This window comes from Leucobacter manosquensis (genome assembly GCF_018304845.1).
Lineage (GTDB): Bacteria > Actinomycetota > Actinomycetes > Actinomycetales > Microbacteriaceae > Leucobacter > Leucobacter alluvii.
Map to the genome: position 1 here is coordinate 2,504,716 of NZ_JAFEVO010000001.1, position 24,020 is coordinate 2,528,735.

23 protein-coding genes are annotated in these 24,020 nt (G+C 67.7%); 16 read left to right on the top strand and 7 right to left on the bottom strand.

Translation table 11 applies throughout. The features are described 5' to 3' along the window. Nucleotides 1-29 precede the first annotated feature (29 nt). The 3 genes from JSQ98_RS11685 (at nt 30) to JSQ98_RS11695 (ending at nt 2,268) form a co-directional block, all read left to right on the top strand. Entirely contained in the window at nt 30-299 is a 270-nt protein-coding gene (locus tag JSQ98_RS11685; protein WP_141653189.1) for a hypothetical protein, read from the top strand. After that, nucleotides 296-1,759, top strand: a complete 1,464-nt coding sequence (locus JSQ98_RS11690; protein ID WP_200330480.1) for a sodium:solute symporter family protein — start codon at nt 296-298, stop codon at nt 1,757-1,759. Before JSQ98_RS11685 ends, JSQ98_RS11690 begins: the two co-directional genes overlap by 4 nt. Nucleotides 1,760-1,848: 89 nt before the next feature. Beyond that, nucleotides 1,849-2,268 (top strand): organic hydroperoxide resistance protein, encoded by a 420-nt coding sequence (locus tag JSQ98_RS11695; protein WP_090146175.1) that lies wholly within the window; start codon nt 1,849-1,851, stop codon nt 2,266-2,268. Between the two features lie 104 nt (nt 2,269-2,372). Here the strand turns inward: JSQ98_RS11695 and JSQ98_RS11700 are convergent, their stop codons facing one another. From JSQ98_RS11700 to mvk, 6 genes are read right to left on the bottom strand one after another with little or no spacing between them, the layout of a single operon-like run. After that, a complete protein-coding gene (locus JSQ98_RS11700; RefSeq protein WP_211649835.1) occupies nt 2,373-3,518 on the bottom strand; it encodes a hydroxymethylglutaryl-CoA synthase in 1,146 nt (381 codons plus the stop codon). Continuing rightward, nucleotides 3,515-4,582, bottom strand: a complete 1,068-nt coding sequence (locus JSQ98_RS11705) for a hydroxymethylglutaryl-CoA reductase (RefSeq protein ID WP_090146187.1) — start codon at nt 4,580-4,582, stop codon at nt 3,515-3,517. The genes JSQ98_RS11700 and JSQ98_RS11705 overlap by 4 nt, the downstream gene beginning before the upstream one ends. Before the next feature lie 40 nt (nt 4,583-4,622). Then, nucleotides 4,623-5,795: a type 2 isopentenyl-diphosphate Delta-isomerase gene (gene fni / locus JSQ98_RS11710; RefSeq protein ID WP_200330476.1), complete on the bottom strand. Its 1,173-nt coding sequence runs from the start codon at nt 5,793-5,795 to the stop codon at nt 4,623-4,625. Further along, complete coding sequence (locus JSQ98_RS11715) at nt 5,785-6,879, bottom strand: phosphomevalonate kinase (protein WP_211649836.1); 1,095 nt, start codon at nt 6,877-6,879, stop codon at nt 5,785-5,787. Before JSQ98_RS11715 ends, fni begins: the two co-directional genes overlap by 11 nt. Further along, nucleotides 6,876-7,892: a diphosphomevalonate decarboxylase gene (gene mvaD / locus JSQ98_RS11720; protein ID WP_211649837.1), complete on the bottom strand. Its 1,017-nt coding sequence runs from the start codon at nt 7,890-7,892 to the stop codon at nt 6,876-6,878. Before mvaD ends, JSQ98_RS11715 begins: the two co-directional genes overlap by 4 nt. Continuing rightward, nucleotides 7,889-8,953 carry a mevalonate kinase gene (gene mvk, locus JSQ98_RS11725; RefSeq protein WP_211649838.1) on the bottom strand — a complete coding sequence of 355 codons (1,065 nt, stop codon included), beginning with the start codon at nt 8,951-8,953 and terminating at the stop codon, nt 7,889-7,891. The genes mvaD and mvk overlap by 4 nt, the downstream gene beginning before the upstream one ends. Before the next feature lie 318 nt (nt 8,954-9,271). Between mvk and JSQ98_RS11730 the strand changes: the two genes are divergently transcribed. Beyond that, nucleotides 9,272-11,140: an ABC transporter ATP-binding protein gene (locus tag JSQ98_RS11730; RefSeq protein WP_211650523.1), complete on the top strand. Its 1,869-nt coding sequence runs from the start codon at nt 9,272-9,274 to the stop codon at nt 11,138-11,140. Between the two features lie 186 nt (nt 11,141-11,326). Here the strand turns inward: JSQ98_RS11730 and JSQ98_RS11735 are convergent, their stop codons facing one another. Next, complete coding sequence (locus JSQ98_RS11735) at nt 11,327-11,941, bottom strand: TetR/AcrR family transcriptional regulator (RefSeq protein ID WP_211649839.1); 615 nt, start codon at nt 11,939-11,941, stop codon at nt 11,327-11,329. A gap of 88 nt (nt 11,942-12,029) precedes the next feature. Between JSQ98_RS11735 and JSQ98_RS11740 the strand changes: the two genes are divergently transcribed. The 12 genes from JSQ98_RS11740 (at nt 12,030) to bsh (ending at nt 23,972) form a co-directional block, all read left to right on the top strand. Next, nucleotides 12,030-12,887 (top strand): carbon-nitrogen hydrolase family protein, encoded by an 858-nt coding sequence (locus tag JSQ98_RS11740; protein ID WP_211649840.1) that lies wholly within the window; start codon nt 12,030-12,032, stop codon nt 12,885-12,887. Continuing rightward, nucleotides 12,884-14,230, top strand: coding sequence for an APC family permease (locus JSQ98_RS11745; protein ID WP_211649841.1), 1,347 nt, complete (start codon nt 12,884-12,886; stop codon nt 14,228-14,230). The genes JSQ98_RS11740 and JSQ98_RS11745 overlap by 4 nt, the downstream gene beginning before the upstream one ends. A gap of 174 nt (nt 14,231-14,404) precedes the next feature. Beyond that, nucleotides 14,405-15,628 (top strand): aminotransferase class I/II-fold pyridoxal phosphate-dependent enzyme, encoded by a 1,224-nt coding sequence (locus JSQ98_RS11750; RefSeq protein WP_176698257.1) that lies wholly within the window; start codon nt 14,405-14,407, stop codon nt 15,626-15,628. Beyond that, a complete protein-coding gene (locus JSQ98_RS11755) occupies nt 15,625-16,083 on the top strand; it encodes a 23S rRNA (pseudouridine(1915)-N(3))-methyltransferase RlmH (protein WP_200330460.1) in 459 nt (152 codons plus the stop codon). Before JSQ98_RS11750 ends, JSQ98_RS11755 begins: the two co-directional genes overlap by 4 nt. Before the next feature lie 47 nt (nt 16,084-16,130). Continuing rightward, the gene (locus JSQ98_RS11760; RefSeq protein ID WP_211649842.1) at nt 16,131-17,033 is read left to right on the top strand and encodes a PfkB family carbohydrate kinase; all 903 of its coding nucleotides are present in this window, start codon (nt 16,131-16,133) and stop codon (nt 17,031-17,033) included. Nucleotides 17,034-17,173: 140 nt separating this feature from the next. Next, entirely contained in the window at nt 17,174-17,578 is a 405-nt protein-coding gene (locus JSQ98_RS11765; protein ID WP_211649844.1) for a hypothetical protein, read from the top strand. 262 nt (nt 17,579-17,840) lie between these two features. Then, complete coding sequence (gene nrdH, locus JSQ98_RS11770; protein ID WP_090146211.1) at nt 17,841-18,074, top strand: glutaredoxin-like protein NrdH; 234 nt, start codon at nt 17,841-17,843, stop codon at nt 18,072-18,074. Between the two features lie 77 nt (nt 18,075-18,151). After that, nucleotides 18,152-18,553, top strand: coding sequence for a class Ib ribonucleoside-diphosphate reductase assembly flavoprotein NrdI (nrdI, locus tag JSQ98_RS11775; protein ID WP_090146214.1), 402 nt, complete (start codon nt 18,152-18,154; stop codon nt 18,551-18,553). 26 nt (nt 18,554-18,579) lie between these two features. Then, the gene (nrdE, locus tag JSQ98_RS11780) at nt 18,580-20,721 is read left to right on the top strand and encodes a class 1b ribonucleoside-diphosphate reductase subunit alpha (protein WP_211650525.1); all 2,142 of its coding nucleotides are present in this window, start codon (nt 18,580-18,582) and stop codon (nt 20,719-20,721) included. Nucleotides 20,722-20,774: 53 nt separating this feature from the next. Next, nucleotides 20,775-21,743: a class 1b ribonucleoside-diphosphate reductase subunit beta gene (gene nrdF / locus JSQ98_RS11785; protein ID WP_010155851.1), complete on the top strand. Its 969-nt coding sequence runs from the start codon at nt 20,775-20,777 to the stop codon at nt 21,741-21,743. A 275-nt stretch (nt 21,744-22,018) separates the two neighbouring features. Then, entirely contained in the window at nt 22,019-22,903 is an 885-nt protein-coding gene (locus JSQ98_RS11790) for an AraC family transcriptional regulator (RefSeq protein ID WP_211649846.1), read from the top strand. Nucleotides 22,904-22,997: 94 nt separating this feature from the next. Continuing rightward, on the top strand, nt 22,998-23,972 hold the full coding sequence (gene bsh, locus JSQ98_RS11795) for a choloylglycine hydrolase (protein ID WP_211649848.1): 975 nt from the start codon (nt 22,998-23,000) through the stop codon (nt 23,970-23,972). Nucleotides 23,973-24,020: the final 48 nt, after the last annotated feature.

Consider the following 24,020-nt stretch of genomic DNA (forward strand, 5'->3'; position numbering starts at 1 on the left):
GACTGTTCACTCTCGGAAGGCTCGCGATCGTGAGCGTTCCGGCCCTCGGATTCTTCGCGATTCCGTTCTTGCCCTTCGCCCAGCAGCCCGTGCTCTGGCTCGGCCTTCCCGCAGTGCTGGTGTGGAGCGCGCTGATGGTGCTGCTCTCAGTCGCCGCTCTGCAGGTCGTCGAAATGCTCTACCTGCGCGCCGGCGGACGTGAGGCCGATCTGCAGGAGGCCGAGCGCTTCGCCACCCAGCAGATCGAGCAGATCCGCGCGGCTCGTATCGCCGCAGAGGACAGCGAGGGCGTGCGATGACACTCTCCATCATGATCGTCGTCGGCATTGTGCTGATCGGCGCACTGGGCGTCGCGAGCCGACGCCGCCAGAAGAGTATGAGCAACTGGACCGTCGGCGAGCGCAGCAATCCGAAATGGACCTCGTGGTTCCTCCAAGCGGGAGAGTCGCTGACCACGTTCAGCTTCCTCGGGCTCGCCGGCATCGCGTTCGGCGGGGGCGTCAGCGCGACGTTCGCCGTCGCCTACCTGACGATCTCGTGGCTCGGCCTGTACTTCGTGGCGCCCCGCATCCGCGAGTTCGGGCAGCGTCGCGGATACCTGACCCTGGGAGACTTCTTCGAGGACCGCTTCCGCAGCCGCTGGCTCGGTCGCATCGTGTCGGTGATCGGTGCTCTGGCCCTCATCCCGTACCTGCAACTGCAGATCACCGGTCTCGGCCTGATCGTCGAACTCGCCACTGGGAGCGAGCGCGCCCGCGGGCTCAGCATGGTCGTGGCGAGCATTCTGGTCGCCGTCTTCGTCGCATGGTCGGGACTGAAGGGCATCGCCCGCGTGGCGATCCTGAAAGACATCATGATGGTCGTCGCCATGGTCGTCATCGCTGCCGGGCTCATCATCTCATTCGGCGGGATTCCCGAGATCTTCGGCCAGATCGCGCGCGAGGCTCCCGTGCTGCTCACCATGCACGTCGACGGCTACGATCCCGTCTTCTTCATCACGGCGACGCTGGTCACGGTCATCGGGTCGAGCTTCAACACGCTGCCGCACCTCTGGCCGCCGGTGCTCGCTGCGAAGAGCGGTGAGGTGCTGCGGAGCAACGCGAAGTGGCTGCCGATCTACCAGCTCGTGCTCTTCCTGCCCATCACGGTGGGCCTCGCAGCGGTGCTCGTGCTGCCGGGCGATACGACGGGCAACACGGTGCTGCTCACCATGTCCGGAGAGATCCTCCCGGATTGGCTCGTGGGAATCGTCGCGATCGCCGGCGCCTCGGCGGCGATGGTACCGGCGTCCGCGATCGTCATGGGAATCTCCACTCTCGTCACCCGCAACGTGATCGGCGAGCTGCGCGCGAAGCACCACATGACGGTGAACTACCTCGTCATCGTGGTCGCGATCGGCCTCGCGCTCGCCTTCGGTCTCGTGCGCTCGGACATCGGGGCCCTGCTGCTGCTCACCTACGGGTGCACCACGCAGTTCGCCCCGGCGATCGCGATCGCTCTGGCCGACCGCGTGCGGGTCGGCGCCTGGCCGGTGGGGCTCAGCATCGCCACCGGCGCGCTCACCGTGGCGGTCATCACGTTCGCGGAGATCCCGATCGGCAGCTGGGATTCCGGCCTCATCGCCCTCGTCCCCAATCTCGTCGTCCTCATCGTGGCCGAGGCCATTCGCCGGGCACGGGGCGGACGCGACGTGGAGCAGGTCGCGGTACCGGAGCCCGAGAGCGTGATCGGGGGCAGATCCGTGTCCGCTCTGAGCTGACTTCTGGCGAGTATCGGCGCAGTGCCAGCCCCAGGGCGTAGCCTGCGAGCGAGGCCGGTACGAGAGCCCGGCACGTGAAAGGGGAACCGATGAGCATCATGTACACCGCTGAGGCACTCGCGACCGGAGACGGGCGCAACGGCCACGTCAAGACCGTCGACGGGCTCGTCGACACTGATCTGCGCGCTCCGAAGGAGATGGGCGGCCCCGGCGGCGCCCCGAACCCCGAGGTGCTGTTCGCCGCAGGCTACGCCGCATGCTTCCACGGCGCCCTCCAGGCGGTTGCGCGCGAGAAGAAGGTCGACATCGCGGATTCCAGTGTCGGTTCCCGCGTGCACCTGAGCAACGTCGACGGGGGCTTCGAGCTCTCAGTCGAGCTCGAGGTCGTGCTCCCGCATCTCGAGCACGCGCAGGCTCAAGAACTCGCCGACGCCGCGCACCAGGTGTGCCCGTACTCGAAGGCGACGCGCGGCAACATCGAAGTGAAGGTCACCGCCTCCGACGACTGAGCCTCGGCGGGCGCCGAACACCCGCCGAAACGCCGAACCCCTGCCGAGAATACGTGATCTCGGCAGGGGTTCTGCGCGCAGGCAGGGGCTCGGCGAGGGGGCGCCTAGCGGCGCTCGTAACGGCGGGCGCTGCCGCGCAGACCGGCGAAGCGGAACGGAGCCTCGGTGACGCGCGGGGTCTCGACGTCGACGTTGCTCGGCAGCTCGCGCGCGTGCAGCTCGCGGTATTCGGGCACGCTGAGCGGAACGCGCGCGTCGAGCACGGAGGTGAAGTGGTCGCTGCGCGATGCTGCCGCCGGCTGCACCACACCCGTCAAGAATTCGCTCACGCTGCCGGAGCCGTAGCTGAACATGCCGAGGCGCTTGCCGACGAGGTCTCGCTCGTGGTCGAGCACCGAGGCGACGCCGGCGTACAGTGAGGCGGTGTACGCGTTGCCGAGGCGGCGGTTGTAGATCGCGCCCGGCACGAGGCCGTCATCGCCGAGGTCAACGCCCGTGTGCTCGCCCAGGCGAGCCTGTGCCTTGCGCGCCATCTTCGTGTACGGCTGGTGGTAGACGAGGCGGTCGATGGCGGTGATGGCGGGACCGCCGTGCGCGGCGAGATCGTCCCAGGCGCCCGTCATGGCGTCGAGGTACGCCGAGATCGACAGAGCGCCGTCGACGATCGCCGTCGACGAGTCGTTCGGCCGCCAGAAGTCGTCGACGTCGGCGGAGAAGAGCCCTGAGGCGGGCTCGATCTCGACGAGGGCCGGATCGACGCCGATGAGGATCGCTGCGGCGCCCGCGCCCTGCGTTGGCTCACCGGGGGAGTCCAGCGCGTAGCGCGCGATGTCGCTCGCGATCACGAGCACGCGCTCGTTCGGGTTGCGCTGCACGATACCGACGGCGGCCTGGATCGCGGCGGTGCCGCCGTAGCAGGCCTGCTTGATCTCGGCGACGCGCACCTGGGGCGGCAGTCCGAGCAGCTTGTGCACGAAGACGCCGGCAGCCTTCGAATGGTCGAGACCGGACTCGGTCGCGAACAGCAGGGTGCGCACTCCGTCGAGTCCGTTCCGGTCGAGCAGCGCGAGCGCGGCGCTGGCGCCCATGGTGACGATGTCCTCGTCAGCCGCGGGAACGCTGAACTCGTCTTGCCCGAGGCCGAGCCGGTACTTGGCAGGGTCGACGCCGGTCGTCTCGGCAAGCGTGCCCAGGTCGAGCAGGTGGTGCGTGGTCGCCAGTTCGATGTCGTGAATGCCGATGGAGGTCATGCGTTCGGCGTCTCCTTCCGCTCGATGCGCAGGTGCGCAGCCATGAGTTCGCCCGGGTTCGTCTGCGCTGCGATGAGCGAGAGCTCGCCGCAGAGCACGGTGGCGGCCATGAGCTCGGCGAGACGGCGAGCGTTCTCGCCCGGCTCCCGATCCTCCCGGCAGCCGATGCGGGTCAGCGCCTCCTCGATGTGGGGCAGGTGCTTGCCGTTGCCGACCGTTCCCACGATGAGGTGGGGCACGGTGCACGAGAAGTACAGCCCCTCTTCCCGGTTCTCCGCGTAGGTGATCCCCTGTGATCCCTCGACGATGTTCGCCGCGTCCTGCCCCGTCGCCAGGTAGAAGCCGAGCAGCATGTTGGCGTAGTGGGCGTTCGCCGAGCGGATCGCGCCGGCGATGGTGCTGCCCACCAGGTTCTTGCGCACGACCATGTCGGTGACGCGCTGGGCGTCGGTGCGCAGTCCGCTCGCGACGAGCTCGTGCGGGATCAGGATCTCGGCGACCACGCTGCGCCCGCGGCCCAGAATCCCGTTCACCGCCGTCGCCTTCTTGTCGGAGCAGTAGTTGCCCGAGATGGAACCGTATTCGATCTCGAGCCCCCACGACAGGATCCGCTCCATGAGCGCATCGGCCGCGTTCGTCACCATGTTGTGACCCGACGCGTCACCCGTGGTGAACGCGAAGCGGACGAACAGCAGGTTGCCGACGATCTCGGGGTGCGCCTCGAGCAGCTTCGCGTGACGGCTGCCAGCGGTGACGACCTCCTGCAACTCGCCGAGGCGGGCCTCGATGGTCTGCGCGGCGATCTGCGCACCGACAGCGCCACGCGCCGTGAAGAGCACGGACCGCGTCATCCGCTCACCGGTGACGACGGTGCGGATGCCGCCTTCGACGGCGCGGGAGACGCGAGCACCGCGTCCGACGGACGGCCAGAGCGGTGTCTCGTAGGTGGCGAGGGGCACCGAGATCTCGCCGGAGACCGAGGATCCGGTGATCCTGATCGGGCCGACCCAGCTGGTCGGGATCTCCGTGACGGTCTCGCGGTGGGCCTGTTCGGGAACGCTCATGGCTTCCTTCGTAAGTGAGTGCGTGGGTGCTGGGTGAAGTTCACGGGCGTCGCGCCTCCGAGCGGAGCGCGAGCGCACTGAGGTTAACGCCGCGGTCGGCGCAGAATTCCCTGAGCCTGCCGCGCAGGATGACATCGGTGGCGAGCAGATCGTCGCGTGTGACCGCGCCGAGCAGCGCGTACACGGCCCGGGTGCGCAGCTTCCAGTCGTCGACGAGCGCGATGAGGCGCTCGGCGCCGCCAGACGCGCCGTCGCTGCCGATGGCGGCGAGGAAGGCGCCGGCGACGCCGACGGCCTGGGCGCCGGCGGCGAGCGCCTTCACCACGTCGAACGGCGTGCGAACGCCTCCCGATGCGAGCAGCGTCGGCGCGTTCCGCGGGGCGTCGAGCAGGCTCGCGAGCGCCGACTGACCGAAGCCGGCGAGCATCGCGTACTCGCCGGCCGAACGACGCGCGTTCTCGATCCGCAGGAAGTCGGTGCCGCCCCGGCCGCCGACATCGGCGATGCCGACGCCGATATCGGAGAGGTGCCGCAGCGCGCTGCGGCTGAGCCCGAAGCCGACCTCTTTCACGACGACGGGCACCGGCGAGGCGGCTGCGAGCTGCTCGACCGACGAGATCCACGACGAGAAGTCGCGGGAGCCCTCCGGCATCGCCGTCTCCTGCACCGCGTTGACGTGGATCTGCAGCGCGTTCGCGCCGAGCAGCTCGACGGCACGCGGAGCGTCGGAGGCGGGCCGGCCGACGCCGAGATTCGCCATGACGAAGCCGTCGGGGTTCTCGGCGCGGATCACGGCGAAGCCCCGTGCAGCGTCTGGATCGTCGAGCGCGACCGATACGGAACCGCTGGCCATCGGCAGACCCGTCTCACGCGCTGCGATCGCGAGCTCGCGGTTGATGCGCGTGGTGCGATCGGTTCCGCCCGTCATCCCGTTGACGTAGAACGGCGTCTCCCAGTGCCATTCGCCGGCGGCGTGCTGAGGGCCGGCGCCGAAGGCGATGCCGACGCCGAGATCGACGCGCTCGGCGTCGACGCCGTCGAGCGCCTGATGCACGAAGTCGAGGTCGTCGAATTCGTTGTGCGCGGCGCCGTCGCCCTGCTGGCCGAGCGCGAGGTCGACGTGCTCGTCTTTGCGGGCCGCGCGGGAGCCGTCGGTCTCGAGAGCGGGCGGAAGAGCTGCGGACACCTGGTCCGACTCGAGATCAGAATGCATCGACGCCTCCTGACGCGGGGTGCGGAGCGAGGCTGAGGCGACGGATGTCGTTGGCCTCCCACTCGCGCAAGATGGGGTCGGTCGCGAGATCCGCGTCCGCAAGCACGATACCGCAGTCGCCACCGCCGGCTCCCGACGGCTTGCCCGCAGCCCCGTGGCGCTCGGCGATGTCGCAGAGCGCTTGCAGCTGCGGCGTCTCGATGGTGATGCCCGATGACGCGCTCAACCGCTGCAGCACTCGGCGAGCCCGTCCGATGACCTCGGGGGCTCCCGCCCCGCCCCGTCCGAATGCGTCGACGAGGGCGTCGACGAGAGCGCTGCTGTCTTCGATGAACGTCGCGTACGGTTGGACCGGTGTGCGGCTGTCCGAGGTGCGCACCTGCTCGACGAGCCGTTCAGTCGAGGCCGGAGATCCGGTCCAGCCCACGAGCAACTGCACCGCGTCGGGGTGGTCGAGCCGCGTCACGCCGCTTCCGGCCCACTGCTGCGATGCCGTCAGCGCGGCGGAGACGCCGTGCGCGGCGCGGTACGTGCGCAGTGCGCCCCGGTCGGGGGAGGCGTAGCGGATCCAGCCGCCGAAGGTGCTCGCCGCGAGGTCTCCGCCCGAAGCCGTTGGCGCGACCTCGATGGTCGCCAGCAGGGCGAGCTTGAAGCGGTCGACCCGGCTGAGGCCCAGACTGTAGAACTCGTCGAGCGCGGCGACGACGGCGACGGTCACCGCGGCCGACGAGCCGAGCCCGAACTTGCGGCCGCTGACATCGTCGAGCTCGCTGCTGATGTCGAGATCGTAATAGCGGGGCGGGAGGCTGAGCTCCGAGCGCAGCTGTTCGACGGCGGTGATCGCTGCGAAGACGTAGTCGTAGGGCTGGTGCTCGAGCACGATGCGGTCGTTCGCGTCGTCGCGCACCCATACGAGCGGGGAGCGGCCGTAGGCGCTCGAACGCACGCGGCCCACCTGCGATCCCTCGGTGAGCTGCACCGTGATGTAGCGGTCGACCGCGACGATCACGGCGGGCTGCCCCGGGTCGACGACGGCGTACTCGCCTGCGATGTAGAGCTTGCCGGGCGCACGCTGCTCGATCATGCGCCGGCTCCGGGTCTGGCTTCCGCCGCCGGACTCGCTCCCGCATCGATCAGGCGCGCGCCGTCGCCCGCGCCGACGAGCCGCACCGACCCGAAGCCCGCAAGGGCGTCGCGCAGGTCCTCCGCCTGCTCCGGCCGTACGATGACGGCGACGTTCGGGCCGGCGTCCGCAGTCGAGTACGCCTCGAGACCCTGCTCGCGCAGTGCCGCGACCGCGTCGAAGACGGCGACGCTCGTGGGAGCGAGGTAGCGGATCGGCGGGTCGCACGACTGGATCACCGCGTGCATGCGCAGAGCGTGCGACTCGGTGATGCGTCCCACCCGGGTGAAATCGTCGGCGGCGCAGGCCTCGAGCATCGCCGCGAGCGACTCCTCGGTCGATGAGATCCACGCGGGGAAGAACGGGGACGTGAGCGCGGTCCTCCGCATCGCCGCTCGGCTCGAGACGGCCTTCTGAGCGGTATCGACCGTGACGATCACCATCCGCATATCCGGTCCTGCAACGGCTTCGGCGTACGAATGCGCGTCGTCGCCGGCGTGCCAGACGGCGAGGCCGTCGACGAGACTGCGCGATGCGGACCCGGATCCGCGGCGTGCGAGGCGGCTGAGGTCGCGGCGATCGAGATCGAGGCCGTACGCGGCGGCTGCGGCGGTTGCGAGGGCGGCGAACCCCGAGGCCGAAGACGCGAGCCCCGCCCCCGTCGGCGCCTCGTTCGTGGACGTGACCGTCGCACGGGTCTCAGATCCGGCGAGCTCGCGCACCCGGTCGAGGAACCGGGTGACCCGCCCTGTCGCGTCGGTGCTCGCGACCGCGCCATTCAGGCTGAACGTGTCGATGCCGGTGTTGGTGCCGGTGCCGGTCGCTGCGTCGAGCGCGACGGTCGTCGTCGTGGGGAAGGCGTCGAGCGTCAGCGACAGGCTGCCGGCGACGGGCAGAATCAGATCCTCGTCCTGCTTGCCCCAGTACTTCACGAGGGCGATGTTGGGATACGCGCGGGCGGTTGCGGTCGTCATGCGGCGGGAACCTCCACGGTCCAGGTGCGTTCGGCGCCGGCGCCGCGCATGGCGACGCCGATCTGCTCGGCGTGTGCTTCGGAGTCGGCGACCGCGATGATGCAGCCGCCGAGCCCGCCTCCGGTGAGTTTCGCCCCGGTCGCGCCGGCGTCGCACGCGGCGGCGACGATCGCGTCGAGGCGATCCGAGCTGACGCCGACGCGATGCAGGATCGCGTGGGCTTCGCTCATCGCGGCGCCGACCGCACCGCGATCACCCATAGCGAGATCGTCGATCGAGTGCTCCGCGATCTCGGCCAGTCGCGAGAGCAGGGCGTCGGTCGATGCCGGCTCGCGTGCGCGCAGCGCCTGCACGGATGCCACCGCCTGAGCGGTGGAGCCGGGGTGGCCGGTGTCTGCGAACGCGAGGATCAGCGGCTCGCCGATCCGGATCGGAGCCACCGAGCCGCGGTTGAACCGGATGGCTCCGGTCGCCGCCACGGTGCGGGCGTCGATGCCGCTCGGCGTGCCGTGGGCGACGCGCTCCGCCGTCTGAATGAGGTCGAAGAGCGTCTCGCTGTCGAGCTCGGCGCCCGCGAGGTCGAACGCGGCGCGCGCGATGGCGGCCGCGACCGCGGCGCTCGAGCCGAGGCCTCGCTCGTGCGGAATGGAGCTCGCGATGGTCACGGTCGCGCCGGGCCCCTCCGCGACCGCGCCGGGTGCGCTGCTGTTCGCGGCGGTGCTGCTGCTCGCTTCGCACCGCGCGAGTTCCGGGAGTCCGGCCCGCTCGAGGGCGGCGCGGATCACCGTGACGACCGGGGTGAGTCGCGCGGGCGCACCTGCGACCGGTCCCGTGTAGAGGGAGCTGGCGATCCGGAGCCCCGCAGGGCCGCCCACGTCGATCGTCGCCTCCGCCGTGAGGCTGTCGACCGGGATGGCGATGGCCGGGGCGCCGTAGACGACGGCGTGCTCGCCGAAGAGAATCGCTTTCGCATGCGCGGCGCCGACCCCGCGGCGCTCGCCCGCTGCCGGAACCGGGGATGCCTGAGCAGCGTGCGGTTCCACGCGGGGGGTCTGGGACATTCGGATCCGTTTCGGTCGACTCCCGGGGCGAAATCCGCGCTCGGGCACGCGTGAAGAGGGCCGGACACCTCCGTCCCCCTGCACGTCAGATCTCTTAGGGTATTCGCAACCGCCTGAAGATGCGACCCGGGGGCACTCGCCCGAGCGTGCGCTGACGTACGGGAACACCAGATGAGGCCCGAGTTCGCGCCGAAAATCCGCTGTCGGCGGACGCGGCGGGGTTGCGCAGCGCGCCGATTCGGTGTGTGTCGCGCACCAGCCTCCGGCGAACACGGCCTCCGGAGTGCATCGCGGCGCGCTATTCTCCGAAGCATGAGCATGGGTGGCGGGCCGGTCGGGAGGGGATCCCGCATCTCGGCGGGAGACGCCGAGCTGCAGCGCAAGCTGAACCGCGACGCTCCCGCCGTCGAGGGGCTCGGGCGGCGCATCGCCGCGCTGTTCCGGCCGTACCGCATGCAGCTCGTCGTCATCATCGCGCTGGTGCTGGTGTCTGCGGCGCTCGCCATCCTCCCGCCCCTGCTCACTCAGCGGGTGTTCGACGACGGCCTCTTCCCGCTCGACGGGGGCGGCCCGCATCTCGCAGTGCTCGCCTGGCTCGTCGGGGCGATGATCGCCGTCTTCATCATCTCCTCCGGGCTCGGGATCGTGCAGACGCTCTTCACGGCGCGCGTCGGCAACCGGGTGATGGGCGACCTCAGGGTGAAACTCTTCTCCCACCTGCAATCGATGGAGCTCGGGTTCTTCACCCGCACGAAGACCGGTGTGATCCAGTCGCGCCTGCAGAACGACGTGGGCGGCGTCGCCAACGTGCTCACGAACACCGTGTCGAACATCATCGGCAACACCGTCACGGTCGTCGCCGCAGCGGTGGCCATGCTGCTGCTGAGCTGGCAGCTGACGCTGATCGCAGTCGTCGTCATGCCGATCCTCGTGATCGCGCAGCGCCGCGTCGGTCAGATCCGCGCCAAGATTGCGGGTCACACGCAGGAATCGCTGTCGGAGATGAGCGCGATCACGCAGGAGGCGCTCTCGATCTCCGGGGTGCTGCTCGCGAAGACCTACTCGCGGCAGAGCGCCGAGACCGAGCGGTACGCCGCCGAGAACCGCAACCAGATCGACCTGCAGGTGCGGCAGACGATGAGCGGGCAGCTGTTCTTCGCGCTCGTGCAGGTCTTTCTCTCCGCGGTGCCGGCGATCGTGTACCTGGTCTCGGGGTGGCTCATCGCACGCGGCCAGGGGGAGGGGTTCGACCCGGGCATCACCGCTGGCACCATCGTCGCGTTCACCACGGTGCAGTCGCGGCTGCTCTTCCCGCTCATCGCGCTCATGCGCATCACGCTCGACCTGCAGACCTCGCAGGCGCTGTTCGCCCGCATCTTCGAGTACCTCGACCTGAAGCCGGCCATCGTCGACGCCGCCGATGCCCGCGAGCCGTCGGATGAGCCCGGCCGCGCGGGCCGCATCGAGTTCGACTCCGTCTCCTTCCGCTACCCCGACGCGGGGCCCGACGATCGGCCAACGCTCGACTCCGTGTCGTTTCACGTGGAACCGGGGGAGTTCGTGGCCTTCGTCGGCGCATCCGGATCGGGCAAGACGACGATCGGGTCGCTCGTGCCCCGCCTGTACGACGCGACAGCGGGCAGCGTGCGCTACGGCGACGACGATGTGCGCGAACTGCGCCAGGAGGGGTTGATGGATCGCATCGGCGTGGTGACGCAGGAGCCCTACCTCTTCCATGCGTCGGTGCTGGCCAACCTGCAGTACGCGAAGCCCGACGCGTCACTGCACGAGGTGCAGGCCGCCGCCCGCCTCGCGAACATCCACGACACGATCGAGAGCTTCGCAGACGGATACGACACCATCGTGGGCGAGCGCGGCTACCGACTCTCGGGCGGCGAGAAGCAGCGCATCGCGATCGCCCGCGTGCTGCTCAAGAACCCGCGCGTGCTGGTGCTCGACGAAGCGACGAGCGCGCTCGACACCGTGAACGAGCGCATCGTGCAGCACGCCCTCGAGGATGCGCGAAGCGGCCGAACGACCATCGCGATCGCGCATCGCCTCTCGACGATCGTCGACGCCGACCGCATCTACGTCGTCGGCGGCGGGCGCATCCTGGAGCACGGCACGCATCAGCAGCTGCTCGCCCTCGGCGGTGCCTACGCCGAGCTCTACGACCAGCAGCAGTAGCGCCGCGCTCGGCGGTTGCGCTCCCCCAATCTGCGAGCGGGGTCACTCTTCGTGCGTGTCGGCACCGCAACACCCACGAAGAGTGACCCCGCTCGCATCTGGGTCGCTCGCATCTGGGTCGCTCGCAGAGGCAGCGCGGCGGTGGGGCGGCGCGGCGCGGTGGGGCGGCGCTGCGGACGGCCGTGACTAGCCGCGGGCGGCGAGCAGATCCGCCCCCGTCAGCGAGGTCGCCACCGACAGGGTGACCCGCAGGGCCTCATCCGAGGGAAGGCGGCCGGCTACGACGGGGATCGCGATCCCGTCTTCGACCGCGAGAATCGCCCGGGCCGTCTCCAGGGCTCCGTAGGGCAATCGCATCGTCCCCTCCGCGACGCCCTGGTCGAGGATCTCGCCGAAGAGTCGCAGCTGCTCGGCCTCGAACTCCAGCCCGGAGGCGACGATCCGCTCCCGCCTGATGGCGAGCGCGGAGAGCTCCATCAGCAGCACGGTGGCCGCGCGTGAGCTCGTGCCCGCGTGCGGAACGCCCAACGCGATGCACTCGACGAGGCGCTCTACCGCTGGTGCGATCTCGGAGACCTGCTGGCGGCGCCGCGTGAGGTACTGCTCGGTCGCCGTCTCGTAGGTGTCGGAGTAGAGGTCGGCGAGATCCGGGTAGTAGTAGCTGACGGCAGCGGGGGTGAGCGATGCCGCCTCGGCGATGTCGACGAGGCGAGCGCCTGCCTGGCCCCGTTCGATGAGGAGACGGGATGTGACCGATACGAGCTCCCGCTTGCGTGCTTCTTGATTGCGGGGGCGGGCCATGGGTTCATTCTTCCAGACGTGCACTCCGAGAGCATTGACACGCGCGCATTAGTTATTTAAAGTTTCAGTAATTAATGGAAGGAAGGCTATGAGCCGATCACTCGGTGTTGCGCTGGTGCAGCACCACGCCACCACTCTGTCCGATTTCGAGGAGCATCTCAGAAGGAGCACCGCCGCCCACCCCGAGATGACACTCTGGGTCTACCCCGAATTGCACCTCGATACCCCGGTCGGTTCACCCGACATCGAGCGCCTCGCCCGGCCACTCAGCGATGAGCGGTTCGTTCGGCTCGCCGCCCTCGCCGCCGAACTCGGGATCTGGCTCGTTCCCGGTTCCTTCTACGAGCGCGCCGAAGACGGCCGCGTGCACAACACGGCAGTGGTGTTCGGTGCCGACGGCGACGTGCACGCGACGTACCGGAAGATCTTCCCGTGGCGCCCGGCAGAGGCCTGCGCTCCCGGCGGGGAGTTCACCGTCTTCGACATGCCGGGCTACGGCCGCATCGGTCTCTCCATCTGCTACGACATCTGGTTCCCGGAGCACGCACGCCACCTGGCGTGGGACGGGGCTGAACTCATCCTGAATCTGGTCCAGACCAACACGAGCGACCGCGATCAAGAGCTCGCGATCGTCCGCGGGAACGCGATCATGAACCAGGTGTGGATCGCCTCCGTGAACGCGGCCGCACCGACGGGGCGGGGCCGGTCGCTCGTGGTGGATCCCGACGGCGCGACCCGCATGAGCTCCGCGACCGCCGAGCAGGAGATCCTCACCGCCGTGATCGATTTCGGGCAGGTGGACGCGGTGCGAGCATTCGGCACCGCAGGAGTCTCCCGGCCCTGGTCGCAGTTCCGGGCGAGCGATGCTCCGATCGACCTCCCGCTGTACGGGGGGCGCATCACGCCGACGAATTGGACGCCCCGCCGAGCGGAAACGAACGCATGAGCGCCGACACCGCGCTGCAGACGGCGCAACCCGCGAAGCTTCTCCCGCGGCTCGGCCTGCTCGGCATCGTGTTCTTCGGGCTCGCCTACATGTCCCCGAGCATCGTCACCTCGACCTTCGGCGTCGTCTCCGAGTCGAGTCGGGGCGCCGCACCCACGGCGTACCTCGTGGCCACTGCGGCGATGCTCCTCACCGCGATCGCCTACGCGGTGCTCGCGCGGGCCTACCCCACTGCCGGATCCGCCTACACCTACGTCGGCAAGACGCTCGGCCGCGTCGTGGGGTTCTTCGCGGGGTGGGTGATCCTGCTCGATTACCTGTTCCTGCCGATGGTGGCCTGGCTGATCCAGTCGACCTATCTGCACGCGCAGTTCCCGGGGATTCCGCTTTGGGTGTGGTTGCTCGTCAACGTGGGCGCGACGACGGTGATCAACCTGCTGGGCATCGCGCTCGCCGATCGCGTGAACATCGTCCTCACGATCACCGCGATGGCGTCCGTCGCCGCCCTCGTCATCGTGCTGCTCCTCTTCCTCGGCCGAGAGGCCGGCGGGGCTCCGTCGACCGCGATGTGGAATGAGCAGACGAATATCGTCGCAGTCAGCTCGGCGGCCGCCGTCGCCGCGTACTCGTTCCTCGGCTTCGATGCGATCAGCACCCTGAGCGAGGAGACGAAGCACCCGCGGCGAGACATCCCTCGGGGTATCGTGCTGGCCGTGCTCATCGGCGGGTGCATCTTCGTCGGGGTGTCGTTCCTCATGCAGCTCGTGCATCCCGGCGGTGTGTTCGAGAACGCCGATACCGCGGGATACACCCTGTCGATCTTCGCCGGCGGCGCCGCGTTCACGAACGTCAACAATCTCGTGAGTGTGATCGCAGGATTCGGATCGGGCCTCGCCATCCAGGCCACATCGAGTCGCCTGCTCTTCGTGATGGGACGCGACGGCGTGCTTCCCCGCGCGGTGTTCGGGCGGCTCAGCTCCGCGTTCCGCGTACCGTGGATCAACATCCTCCTCATCGGGGCGATCGGCATGCTGGGCATGCTCCTCGACATCGGCAAGGCGACGGCGTACATCAACTTCGGGGCGTTCCTGGCATTCGCGCTCGTGAACATCGCGTTCCTCGTCTGGATCTGGCGGAATGCCGCGCCCGCCCGGCCGATCGCGGTCACCGTGCTGCTGAGCGTGATCCCCGTCGCCGGCTTCGCGGTCGACCTGTATCTGTTCTCGAAGCTGCACCCGGAGGCGTACGCGATCGGCGGCGCATGGCTGCTGCTCGGCGTCGTCATGCTCGCCGTCGCGACGCGCGGCTTCCGGCGCCCCGTCCCGGTGCTCTCGGAGCGCTGAGCGGCCCGCCAGCCGTTCGCCGCCTCCCCCCCTGCGAGCGGGGTCACTCTTCGTGCGTGTCGAACCCGCAACACCCACGAAGAGTGACCCCGCTCGCAGTCTCCTTCCCTTCCCCGCTCGCAGTTTTGGTCGGGCGCAGGCGCACCCTGCGGCCGGCACCGTAGGATCGTGACCGTGCGGAACATCACCCAGTCACGGAAGCTCGCAGGGGTGCGCTACGACGTGCGCGGACCGATCCTCCAGGAGGCCGAGCGCCTCGAACGGGAGGGGCATCGGATCCTGAAGCTCAACATCGGCAACCCGGCGCCGTTCGGGTTCGAGGCGCCGCCCGAGATCGTCGAACGTCTGCAGGAGGCCCTCTCGGAGGCGCAGGGATACAGCGATTCGCGGGGCATCCTGCCGGCGCGCGAGGCCGTCGCGCGGTACTACTCGGAGGAGGGCGTCCCGGGCATCACCCCCGACGACGTGTTCATCGGCAACGGGGTGAGCGAGATGATCTCGCTGGTCGTGCAGGCGCTCGTCGATGAGGGCGACGAGATCCTGGTCCCGTCGCCCGACTATCCGTTGTGGACGGCGCAGGTCACCCTGTCGGGCGGCCTCGCGGTGCACTACCCCTGCGACGAGTCGAACGGGTGGATGCCCGATCTCGCAGCGATCGAGCGCCTCGTCACGCCCGCGACGAAGGGCATCGTGCTCATCAACCCGAACAATCCGACGGGCGCGGTGTACTCGGCCGAGCTGGTGCGCGGGTTCGCAGCGCTCGCCGAGCGGCACGGCATCGTGCTGATGGCCGACGAGATCTACGAGCGCATCCTGTACGACGGGGTGGAGCACGAGCACGCCGCGCTGCACGTGCGCGACACGCTCTGCCTCACCTTCAGCGGCCTCTCGAAGGCGCAGCGCGTCGCGGGCTACCGGGCGGGATGGCTCGCGATCTCCGGCGACCGCGATCGCGCCCGAGACTTCCTCGAAGGCCTGCAGCTGCTCGCGAACATGCGCATGTGCGCGAACGTCCCCGCGCAGCATGCGATCCCCGTGGCGCTCTCGCCCGCCTCGAACTGGTCGGGCATCGCCGAGCTCTGCGCTCCGGGAGGGCGCCTCCGCGATCAGCGCGACACCGCGCACCGACTGCTCACCGAGATTCCCGGTGTCAGCTGCGAGCTGCCCGGAGGGGCGATGTATCTCTTCCCGCGGCTCGACCCCGAGGTGTATCCGATCGTCGACGATCAGCGGTTCGTCATCGACGTGCTGCGGGCGACCCATGTGCTGGTGACGAACGGCCGAGGGTTCAATCTGCCCACGCCGGATCACCTGCGCTTCGTGACCCTGCCGGCGATTCCGGTGCTCACCGAGGCGATCGGGCGCATCGGCGAGTATCTCGAGACGCGGCGGGCGTGAGCGTCAGAATCCTCGCCGTCGGCAAGAAGCACGAGAGCTGGGTGTCCGACGGCATCGGCCGGTACGAGAAGCGGCTGCGCAAGCCGTTCGACGCGGCGTGGCAGCTGCTGCCGCATTCGTCGCGGGAGGGTGATGCGGCCCGGGCCGAGGAGTCCGACCGGCTGCTCGGCAAGCTGGATCGCGACGCGTTCGTCGTGCTGCTCGACGAACGCGGCCGCAACGTCGACTCTCCGTCGCTCGCGCGCACCTTGCAGGGGGCGTTCGATTCGGGCAAAACGGTCACGGTGATCATCGGCGGCGCGTACGGCGTGGATGACCGGGTGCGGTCGCGCGCCGACTTCGTGTGGAGCCTGTCTCAGCTCGTCTTCCCGCACCAGCTCGTGCGCCTCATGCTCGTCGAGCAGTTGTATCGTTCGCAGGAGATATCGGCGAACCGCTCGTACCATCACGTGTGATGCGATCCGGATCGCCCGCAGTTCTCCGCTCTCCAGGAAGGTCCGCAATGCCGCGTTCGCCCCGCCTCGCCGTCGTCGGCAGCATCAACATCGATCTCATCGCTCGCACGGAGACGCTGCCGCGCCCCGGGGAGACGGTGGGCGGGGGAACCTTCTCGCGATTGCCGGGCGGCAAGGGCGCGAATCAGGCGATCGCCGCCGCAGCGCTCGGCATCACGACTCGGATGATCGGCGCGGTGGGCGACGACCCGGATGGGGCGCTGGTGCGCGCCGCGCTCGTCGATGCCGGGGTGGAAGCGTCGGGGGTGCGCACGGCGAGCGAGCCGACCGGCGTGGCGCTGATCGGCATCGACGCCGCCGGGGAGAATCAGATCAGCGTGTGCCCCGGGGCGAACGCGGCGGTGTCGGTGCCGGCCGACGCGTTCGCCCCCGGTGAGGCGGTGCTCGTGCAGCTCGAGGTGCCGATGTCCGTCGTCGTCGATGCGGCTCGCGCCTGCACGGGCTTCTTCGCGGTCAACGCGGCCCCTGCGGCTGAGCTGCCGGCAGAGGTGCTGCAGCGCGCGGATCTCGTGATCGTGAACGAGACCGAGTTCGCGGCGATCCCGGCCCTGCACGGGGACCGGGCGGGCGGTGCTTCGGGTGCCGGTCGTGAGGCCGCGGGCGGCGACGCTCGCGCCGCCGGCCCGCTCGTGGCCGTCAGTCTTGGGGCCGATGGCGCGAAGCTACTGCGCGACGGCGTCGTCGTGGCGCGTGCCTCGTCGCGGGCAGTGGCGGTGCGCAGCACCGTGGGCGCGGGTGACGCGTTCTGCGCCGCGCTCGTAGCGGCGCTCATCAGTGGTGTGCCGGAGGACGCGGCGCTCGCCGCAGCTTGCGCGGTCGGGGCCGCTGCGGTCGCCGATGAGCGCTCGCAGCCGGCGCTTCTGGCGTTGGAGGAGTATCTGGCGGAGTGAGCCAGGGTCAGACGGGGTGGCCCGGGGTGAGTCGCCTTCGTGCTGATGTCAGTGACGGGCCGTCACCGCGCGAGCAGAGGCGCTCCACATGACTGTTGGCGCTCCCCATGAATGTCGGTGGGTTCCGCGATCATCGACACATGATCCCCTTCCGCCTCTCAGCCCGGCTGCAACCGCGTTCGGCCGCGGCCCCTGCCGTCGCGGCCGTGGTCCCGCGCGCGGCGGTCGGCGCTGCGGTGTCGGCGCAGGAGGCCTCGCAGGGTGCGGTCGTCGTTCCCTGGCGGGTGGCTCAGCGGTCGGCGAGCGGGGTGATCGAAGTGGAGAACACGAGCGCGATGGCTCTGGATGCGGTCCGCTTCTCCCTCGCGGGCGACGGGTTGCTGGGCCTGTCGCTGCCGCGCACCGTGCTGCCCGGTGAGCGGCTGCGCGTAGTGCTGCGCGGCTCACGGGCCGAGGTCGCCTCCGGCGCTCCCGATGCGCTGCTCGTGCTGCGCTGGTTTCAGGCCGATGGAAGGGAGCTGCTGTGGCCTGTTTCGGTGAGTTGAGGGGTGCTCATTCGACGCCTCGCCCGACACGCCGGGACGTGTGTGGAAAGTGGAATTTTTTGGGGCCGGCGACGTTGTGGATAAGTGAGGGAGAAGTGCGAAAACGCGCCGAAAGTTCTCCCCAATCCGGCTCCCGGATCCGGGAAAAGTCGGTGCAAAACTACATTGGTGTAACTACATCATGTTGTGGTCGGCCCCGGTGTGGTTCACTAGATGTAGTGCCTCGGACGGGGCGGAAGAGATTTTTACCGAAGGGCGTGACATGGCGATCACCGTATACACCAAGCCGTCGTGCGTACAGTGCACGGCGACCTACCGGGCGCTCGACAGCAAGGGCATCGAGTACGACATTCTCGATCTCTCACAAGACGAAACGGCGCTCGAAGCGGTGAAGGAGCTCGGCTACCTGCAGGCTCCCGTCGTGGTGACCGACGACGAGCACTGGTCGGGCTTCCGCCCCGACAAGATCTCGGAGCTCGCGGGTCGCCTCGCGTAAGGCTGATGGGACGGGGCGGGAACACGCATGGTTCTCGCCCCATTCAGTATTTTCGGCGCTGGAAGAAGGAGGAGCGCATGGCGGATCTCGTCTACTTCTCCAGCGTCTCCGGCAACACGCACCGGTTCGTTGAGAAGCTCGGCCGTCCGGCCGAGCGGATCCCGGTACGCGCGGGCGACGAGCCGCTCCGGGCGACCGAGCCCTACGTACTGCTGCTCCCCACATACGGAGGCGGCCCGGAAACACGGGCCGTGCCGAAGCAGGTCATCAAGTTCCTCAACGTCGAGGAGAACCGCAAGCACCTGCGCGGGGTGATCGCCGCGGGCAACACCAACTTCGGTGAGGCCTACGGAATCGCCGGCGACATCGTCGCCAGGAAGTGCCAAGTGCCCTTCCTCTACCGATTTGAACTCTTTGGAACGCCGGACGACGTCATCGCCGTCCAAGAAGGATTGGAACAGTTTTGGTCTCGACAGTAACAACGGCTGACACGGCACCTGCGGTGATGGAGCCCGGACTCGAATCGTCGAAGATCAGCGACATGGATTATCACGCGCTGAACGCGATGCTCAACCTCTACGACGCCGACGGGAACATTCAGTTCGACCGCGACCGAGAGGCTGCGCGTCAGTACTTCTTGCAGCACGTCAACCAGAACATGGTGTTCTTCCACAACTTCGAAGAGCGCATGCGCTACCTGATCGACAACGACTACTACGAGTCGGCACTGATCGAGCAGTACGGCGTGCCGTTCATCGAAGAGCTGACGAACGAAGCGTACGCGATGAAGTTCCGCTTCCCGACGTTCCTCGGCGCCTTCAAGTTCTTCACCTCCTATGCGCTGAAGACGTTCGACGGCAAGCGCTACCTCGAGCGCTTCGAGGACCGCGTCGTCATGTCGGCGCTCGGCCTCGCCGAGGGCGACCGCGAACTCGCCCGGGGACTCGTGCGGGAGATCGTGTCGGGCCGATTCCAGCCGGCGACGCCCACCTTCCTGAACCTCGGCAAGGCGCAGCGCGGCGAGCTCGTCTCCTGCTTCCTGCTCCGCATCGAAGACAACATGGAGTCGATCTCGCGCGGCATCAACTCGTCGCTGCAGCTCTCGAAGCGCGGCGGCGGCGTCGCGCTCCTGCTCTCGAACATTCGCGAGACCGGGGCGCCGATCAAGAAGATCGAGAACCAGTCCTCCGGCATCATCCCCGTGATGAAGCTGCTCGAAGACAGCTTCAGCTACGCCAACCAGCTCGGCGCGCGTCAGGGCGCCGGCGCCGTCTACCTGTCGGCGCACCACCCCGACATCATGCGCTTCCTCGACACGAAGCGCGAGAACGCCGACGAGAAGATCCGCATCAAGACGCTGTCGCTCGGCGTCGTGATCCCCGACATCACGTTCGAACTCGCCAAGAAGGGCGAGGACATGTACCTGTTCTCGCCGTACGACGTCGAGCGCGTCTACGGCGTGCCCTTCGGCGACATCTCGATCTCCGAGAAGTACTCCGAGATGGTCGACGACGCGCGCATCAAGAAGACGAAGATCAACGCGCGCCACTTCTTCCAGACGATCGCCGAGCTGCAGTTCGAGTCGGGCTACCCCTACATCGTGTTCGAAGACACCGTGAACCGTGCGAACCCCATCAAGGGCCGCATCAACATGTCGAACCTGTGCTCCGAGATCCTCCAGGTCAACACGCCGACCACGTACAACGAGGACCTGAGCTACGGCGACATCGGCAAGGACATCTCCTGCAACCTCGGCTCGATGAACATCGCCGCGGCGATGGACGGCGGCAACCTCGGCGGCACCGTCGAACTCGCGATCCGCGCCCTCACCTCGGTCAGCGATCAGAGCCACATCTCCTCCGTGCGCTCGATCGAGGACGGCAACGATCAGTCGCACGCCATCGGCCTCGGCCAGATGAACCTGCACGGCTACCTCGCTCGTGAGCACGTGCACTACGGCTCAGAAGAGGGCATCGACTTCACGAACATCTACTTCTACACCGTGCTGTTCCACGCGCTGCAGGCCTCGAACCGCATCGCGATCGAACGTAAGAGCGTCTTCGGTGGTTTCGAGGACTCGCAGTACGCGTCGGGCGAGTTCTTCGACAAGTACACCGAGCAGGAGTGGGCGCCGGCGACGGCGCGCGTCGCCGAGCTGTTCGAGCAGGCGGGCATCGTGATCCCGAACCAGGCGGACTGGCTCGAGCTCAAGGCCAGCGTGATGCAGCACGGCATCTACAACCAGAACCTGCAGGCCGTGCCGCCGACCGGCTCGATCTCGTACATCAACAACTCGACGAGCTCGATCCACCCGATCGCGTCGAAGATCGAGATCCGCAAGGAAGGCAAGCTCGGGCGCGTGTACTACCCGGCTCCGTTCATGACGAACGAGAACCTCGAGTACTACACCGACGCGTACGAGATCGGCCCGGAGAAGATCATCGACACCTACGCCGCGGCCACGCAGCACGTCGATCAGGGCCTGTCGCTCACGCTGTTCTTCAAGGACACGGCGTCGACGCGCGACATCAACAAGGCGCAGATCTACGCATGGCGCAAGGGCATCAAGACGATCTACTACATCCGTCTGCGGCAGCTCGCGCTCGAGGGCACGGACATGTCGGAGTGCGTCAGCTGCATGCTGTGATGCGCCCGACCCGCGCATAGGTATCGAGAATCCACCGGAGTAGAGAGAACCCGATGAACTTCAAGCTGGGCCACGCCGTGCAGGCGATCAACTGGAACCGGATCCAAGACGACAAAGACCTCGAGGTCTGGAACCGTCTGGTCAACAACTTCTGGTTGCCCGAGAAGGTGCCGCTGTCGAACGACGTGCAGTCGTGGGCGACCCTGACCCCGCAGGAGCAGCTGCTCACCATGCGGGTGTTCACGGGCCTCACGCTGCTCGACACCATCCAGGGCACGGTCGGCGCCGTGTCGCTGATCCCCGACGCGATCACCCCTCACGAGGAGGCCGTCTACACGAACATCGCGTTCATGGAGTCGGTGCATGCGAAGAGCTACTCGTCGATCTTCTCGACGCTCTGCTCCACGCAGGAGATCGACGACGCGTTCCGCTGGTCGATGGAGAACCCGAATCTGCAGAAGAAGGCGCAGATCATCACCGACTATTACGAGGGTGACGATCCGCTGAAGCGCAAGGTCGCCTCGACGCTGCTCGAGTCCTTCCTCTTCTACTCCGGCTTCTACCTGCCGATGTACTGGTCGAGCCACGCCAAGCTCACCAACACGGCAGACCTGATCCGCCTCATCATCCGCGACGAGGCCGTGCACGGGTACTACATCGGCTACAAGTTCCAGAAGGGCCTCGAGAACGAGACCGAGGAGCGCCGCCAGGAGCTCAAGGACTACACGTTCTCGCTCATGTACGAGCTCTACGAGAACGAGGTCAAATACACGGCCGACCTCTACGACCCCGTCGGCCTGACCGAGGACGTCAAGAAGTTCCTCCACTACAACGCCAACAAGGCGCTGATGAACCTCGGATACGAGCCGATGTTCCCGAAGGAGATGACCGACGTCAACCCGGCCATCCTCTCGTCGCTCTCGCCCAACGCCGACGAGAACCATGACTTCTTCAGCGGCTCGGGCTCGTCGTACGTCATCGGCAAGGCCGTCGCCACCGAAGACGAGGACTGGGACTTCTAAGGCGGTTCCGGCCGAGCGCCGCGGAAAGGCCCCTGACCGGCGATTCTTCGCGGGTCAGGGGCCTTTTCTCGCGCTTCAGCGGGGTTATTCCGTGCGTCCGCAGTAGAGCGGAGTGGTTCATTCGCTCCTCGCGGACCTGCACGGCGCACGGCGCACGGAGCACGGCGCATGAGCGTCCTGCGGTGAGAAATCGCGCGTCGTAGGATCGCATCGGACCGGGATTATCGGATGCGTCCTGCCGCGGTTCGGCAGACTCGTTCTGGAAGGGGGTCGCCATGATCACCGAACTCAATGCGCTGATCGATCACGTCGAGTCGCACCTCACGGACGACCTCGACGTGGCGGAGCTCGCAAGCGCGCTGGGAACGACCGAGTATCACTTGCGGCGCATGTTCTCGTCGCTCGCCGGGCTGCCGCTCTCCGAGTATGTGCGTCGGCGTCGCATGACGGTGGCCGCGACGGAAGTGATCGAGCAGACGGGCATGTTGGACGTGGCGGTGCGATACGGCTACAGCTCCACTGAAGCGTTCAACCGGGCGTTCCGCGCGGTGCACGGCGTGAGCGCCGCTCACGTGCGGCAGCATGGCGGTCCCCTTCGCGCGCAACCTCAGCTGCGGCTGCGCCTGACCGTCGAAGGGAACACCACTATGCACACTCGCCTCGCTGAACGACCTGCGTTTCGACTCGTCGGCCACACCGCACGCGTCCCGCTCATCCACGACGGCGCGAACCCCCACATTCAGCAGCACATTGCATCCATGCCCGATGGGGAGCATGAACGCCTCAAAGCGCTCAGCAACTGCGAGCCCGGGGGATTGCTGCAGATCAGTGCGGACGTCAGCCCCGACTTCGAGGAGGGCAGTGAGCTCACGTACATGCACGGCGTCGCAGTCGAGAATGCGACCGATGCGCCCGACGACCTTGATGTGATCGAGGCTCCCGCCGGGACTTGGGTCGTCTTCCGAGCGACAGGCCCGTACCCAGCCGCGCTGCAGGAGAGCTACGCGGCGTCGGCGACGGACTGGTTCCCATCGAACCCGTGGCGGCTGCGAGAGGGGCCCTCGATCGTCGCGGTCGTCGATCGCGCAGAGGACTTCAGCACCGCGACCACGGAACTGTGGATGCCGATCGAGCGTGCGGCATCCGACTACGTCGAGTGAAACCTCGCGAGCATCGACCCCGTGGCGCAACGGAGTTCGCGGACGTAGGCTGTCCGCACCACGCGGAACGGGCGGGCTCACATTGGAGGACGGCATGTGCACAGGGGCGAATTACACCACGCGGGACCACTACTTCGGTCGCAACCTCGACCTGGAGTTCTCGTACAACGAGACGGTCACCGTGACGCCGCGCAATTTCCCGTTCGCATTCCGCAGATCAGAGTCGTTGGTGACCCATCACGCCATGATCGGGATGGCGACGATCGCCGACGGGTACCCCCTGTACTACGACGCGACGAACGAACAGGGCCTCAGCATGGCAGGTCTCAACTTCCCGGGGAACGCGGTCTACCACCCCGAGGCGCCGGGTCGGACCAACATCACTCCGTTCGAGTTCATCCCGTGGATTCTGGGGCAGTTCGAAACCGTGGGTGAGGTGAAGTCGGCGCTCGAAACGATGAACCTCGTCGACATCTCGTTCAACGAGACCTTCCCGTTGTCGCCGCTGCACTGGATCATCTCTGATCGGACCGAATCGATCACTGTGGAGAGCGTCGCGGAAGGGCTGAGGGTGTACGACAACCCGGTCGGGGTGCTCACCAACAATCCTCCGTTCGACATGCAGATGTTCAACTTGAACAACTTCATGCACCTCTCCAAGCACCCGCCGGAGACGCACTTCTCAGATGAGCTGGAGTTCGATGTCTACAGTCGGGGAATGGGCGCGATCGGCCTGCCCGGCGATCTGTCGTCCGCGTCGCGATTCGTCAAAGCCGCGTTCACGAAGCTGAACTCGGTGTCCGGGGAAACGGAGTCGGAATCGATCAGTCAGTTCTTCCAGATCCTCGGATCCGTCGCCCAGCAGCGCGGGTGCGTTGAAGTTTCTCCAGACGAGTTCGAGATCACCATCTACTCCTCCTGCTGCAACACCGACACCGGCGTCTATTACTACACGACATACGAGAACAGTCGGATCACAGCGGTGGACATGCATCGAGAAGACCTCGACGGGCGAGCGCTCATCGATTACCCATTGATCCACGAGCAGCAAATTCTTCGGCAGAACTGACAGTCGCGTTCTGCATGGGATCCGCGGTCTGCAACACGCAGGGCCAGG